Below are 3,333 nucleotides of genomic sequence, written 5' to 3'. Positions count from 1 at the left end.
CATCCTCGCCGGCGGCCGACCAAGACGCCACGGTCTGCACCGTGCCGTCGTCCTGCACGACCACGAGGTCGTACATCACCGACCCGTCCGCGGCCCAGGACGTCCCGCCGTAGGAGCAGCCCCAGTCGAAGCGCGTGCCCCACGGCTCGCCGCTGACCGCCAGGTCGACGTCGAGTCCCCGCTCGCCGACCAGCGCGTACCGGTCCGCCGCAGCCGACGCCGAGGCCGGTCCCGCCTGCACGGACGGGTCGACACGGGCCGTGCCGACCGCGAGCCCGCCGAGCACCGCGGCGACGACCGCGGCGGCGGCCGTGGCCGCGACCCAGACGCGCCGGCGACGCCGACGGTGTCGGACGCGGTGCGCGACCGAGGCGAGGGTGCTCTCGGAACCGGTGTCGCGCCTCCCGTCCGGCTCCGCGATCTCCACGGCCTGGTCCGCCGGGAGCTTCGACAGCAGGCCCGGCAGACCGACGAGCTCCGCGACGGCGGCCGCACAGCGGTCGCACGTCTCGAGGTGTCGCTCGTACTCGAGCCGCTCGTCCGGCGGCAGGGAGCCGAGGACGTACGCGGCGTCCCACTCGGCGTAGCGGTCCTCGCTCATCGGGTCACTCCTCGTTCCTGCAGCGCGAGCCGGAGGGCCCGCAGCCCGTAGTGCAGGCGCGACTTCGCGGTGCCCTCGGGGATGTCGTGTCGTCGGGCGATCTCGGGGACCGTGTGCCCGAGCCAGTACGCGTCGACCACCACCCGACGGTGGTCGGGGCTGAGCGACGCGAGGGCGTCCGCGACGACGATGCGGTCGAGGACGGCGTCGGTGCGGTCGGCCTCGACCCGGTCGACGGGCAGCTCCGTGCCGTGTTCGCGGCGGTTGCGCGCCGACCGGGCGTCGTCGACGACGAGGTTCCTGGCCACGGTGAAGAGCCAGGCGCGTGCGCTGTCCGGGGCGCGTTCGAGCACGGCCGGCCGCTGCCACGCGCGCACCATGGTCTCCTGCACCACGTCCTCGACGGTGTGCCCGTCGCGGGTCAGGTGCCGGACGTGCCGGGTGAGCGCGTCGCCGTGCTCGCGGTAGAGGGTCGCGAGCAGCTCGTCGGCGGACCTGCCCGTGGCCATCACTTCGCCAGGTCGAGGGAGAACTCGACGGACCCCTTCGGGTCCACCGTCACGAAGCCGAGCGAGGGGGCCTCGACGCCGTAGTCGGCGAAGGTGATCGGGACGCTGCCGGCGACCTGGACCGTGCCGTCCTTCGCGACGGCGACCTGCGCGTCGGCGGTGACGGGCTTCTGGACGCCGTGCAGGTCCATCGTGCCGGTGAGCGTGACGTCCTGCGTCGTGCCGTCCAGCGCCTTCGACACGTCGACCGGTTGGGTCAGCGTGAACGTCGCCGTCGGGTGCTGGTCGGTCTGGAGCGCGGTGTCCCGGAAGTACGCGTCGCGGGCGGACTCGGGCGTGGTGATCTTCGCGACCTCCACCGTGACCGTCGCCTTCGTGAGGGACCCGCCGCTGACCTCGGCGGTGCCCTCGACGTCCTTCGTGCGTCCGACCACGTTCACATCCTGGCCCTGCAGGACCTCGTGCACGCGGTAGCCGGCGAACGAGTCGCCGGTGCTGGTCCAGCTGCCGTCGGCCTCGGCGGCGGTGAGCGAGCCGGAGCCACCGGACGGGGCGGCACTGACCGAGGGGGCCGCTGCCGCCTGCCCGTTCACGGTGTTCGCGTAGATGACCGGGCCGACGATGGCTGCGGCCACGCCGACGACCACGACGCCGGAGGCGATGCCGATGATGACCTTGGTGCGTGTGCGGAGTCCCATGCCCTGACGACGAGACAGGGCGCCGGATCGTTCACCCGGGTTCCGCACGAGCGGCGGATCGTCCACCGGCGTTCGGCATGATGGGGCGGTGGACATCGTCATCGCCGGTTGCGGCGACCTCGGGATCGAGACCGGCCTGCGGTTCGCCGCCGCCGGACACCGCGTGGTCGGACTGCGGCGGCGGGCCGAGCTCGTACCGGCCCCGCTCACCGGACAGGGGGTGGACCTGCGCCGATCCGTCCCCGAGATCCTTCGGGACACCGGAGTGGTCGTCGTGGCCGTCGCCGCCGGGAGCCGCGACGTCGACGAGTACCGCGCGACGTACGTCGACGGGCTCCGGAACGTCCTGGACGGCATCGACGCCTCCGGTGCGGCCCCGCGGGTGATCGTCGTGTCGTCGACCGCCGTGTACGACGTCGACGACGGCAGCACGGTCACCGAGGACACGCCGGCGACCGGTGGCACCCCCACCGCGGACGTCCTGGTGGAGGCCGAGACCCTGCTGCGCGACCGCGCACCCGGCGCCGTGCTCGCCCGGCTGTCGGGGGTGTACGGCCCCGGACGGGAACGCCTGATCGACCAGGTCCGGGGCGGGTCGGCACGCCGGGCCCCGGTCGACGGGGCGTCGCCGCACACGAACCGGATCCACCGCGACGACGCGGCTGCGGCCCTCGTGCACCTGGCGACCCTGGAGGATCCGGCGCCGACGTACCTCGTGACCGACGACGAACCGTCGCGGCTCGACGACGTGTACGCGTTCCTCGCGGCCGAGCTCGGTGTGCCGGTGCCGCCGCGGGCCGCCGCCGAGGAGGGGACCGTCGGACGGCAGGGCGCCGGCGACAAGCGCCTGTCGAACGGCCTGCTGCGCGGGACCGGCTGGGTGCCGCGGTACCCGACGTTCCGAGAGGGCTACCGCGCCGTGCTCGGAGGGGACGGCGCGCGGCACGCCTGACGCGGCGCGCGGCACGCGGCGCGCGCACGCCACACGCCTGACGCGCAGGGCGGGCAGGGGGTCGGGGCGGCACCGTCCGGCACCGCCCCGCCGCCGGGTCAGCCGACCTCGGCGCGTCGATCAGTGCTCGTCGTAGTGGTCCTCGTGACGGGCGTGACGGTGTCCGTCGTGCACGAAGTCGACGTGGTCGCCGTGCTCGACGGTCTCGTGCTCAACATCCCGGGTCTGGCGTGCCCAGCGCGGCGTCGGCGACGAGCACCTCGGCGCACACGGCCGGGTCACCGAAGTGCTGTCAGAGCACCTGCTCGAGGGCATGCTCGAGGGCTACGTGCTGAGCGGTCGTCACGGCATCCTCAACACGTACGAGGCGTTCGCGCACATCATCGACTCGATGGTCGGGCAGTACGCGAAGTGGCTCGAGTCGTCCACCGACATCGACTGGCGCGCCCCCGTCTCGAACCTGTCGATCCTGCTGTCGTCGCACGTCTGGCGCCAGGACCACAACGGCTTCTCGCACCAGGACCCGGGGTTCCTCGACGTCGTCGCGTCGAAGCAGCAGGACCTCGTCCGGAT

At 73.6% G+C, this 3,333-nt stretch carries 5 protein-coding genes and 1 pseudogene; 2 read left to right on the top strand and 4 right to left on the bottom strand.

Features of this window, described 5'->3' with window-relative positions; translation table 11 throughout:
* From I5E_RS03980 to I5E_RS03970, 3 genes are all read right to left on the bottom strand, one after another.
* A partial coding sequence (locus I5E_RS03980) for an anti-sigma factor family protein (RefSeq protein ID WP_022905853.1) occupies positions 1–601 on the bottom strand: 601 nt, incomplete at its 3' end.
* Positions 598–1,110 carry a sigma-70 family RNA polymerase sigma factor gene (locus tag I5E_RS03975; protein WP_022905852.1) on the bottom strand — a complete coding sequence of 171 codons (513 nt, stop codon included), beginning with the start codon at positions 1,108–1,110 and terminating at the stop codon, positions 598–600. The genes I5E_RS03980 and I5E_RS03975, both read right to left, overlap by 4 nt.
* On the bottom strand, positions 1,110–1,808 hold the full coding sequence (locus I5E_RS03970; RefSeq protein WP_022905851.1) for a YceI family protein: 699 nt from the start codon (positions 1,806–1,808) through the stop codon (positions 1,110–1,112). The genes I5E_RS03975 and I5E_RS03970 overlap by 1 nt, the downstream gene beginning before the upstream one ends.
* Before the next feature lie 88 nt (positions 1,809–1,896).
* On the opposite strand from I5E_RS03970, the gene I5E_RS03965 reads away from it, so the two are divergent.
* Positions 1,897–2,760: an NAD-dependent epimerase/dehydratase family protein gene (locus tag I5E_RS03965; RefSeq protein WP_022905850.1), complete on the top strand. Its 864-nt coding sequence runs from the start codon at positions 1,897–1,899 to the stop codon at positions 2,758–2,760.
* 120 nt (positions 2,761–2,880) lie between these two features.
* On the opposite strand, the gene I5E_RS26210 is transcribed toward I5E_RS03965, so the two are convergent.
* A complete protein-coding gene (locus I5E_RS26210; protein ID WP_022905849.1) occupies positions 2,881–3,042 on the bottom strand; it encodes a hypothetical protein in 162 nt (53 codons plus the stop codon).
* Between I5E_RS26210 and I5E_RS21135 the strand changes: the two are divergent.
* A pseudogene (locus tag I5E_RS21135) lies at positions 3,032–3,333 on the top strand (phosphoketolase); the annotation flags it as partial. The gene I5E_RS26210 and the pseudogene I5E_RS21135 sit on opposite strands and share 11 nt — an antisense overlap.

This window comes from Curtobacterium sp. B18 (genome assembly GCF_000333375.1).
Taxonomy (GTDB): Bacteria; Actinomycetota; Actinomycetes; order Actinomycetales; family Microbacteriaceae; genus Curtobacterium.
The sequence above is the reverse complement of the archived record's forward strand: the minus strand, read 5'-3'. Positions and strand labels throughout refer to the sequence as shown.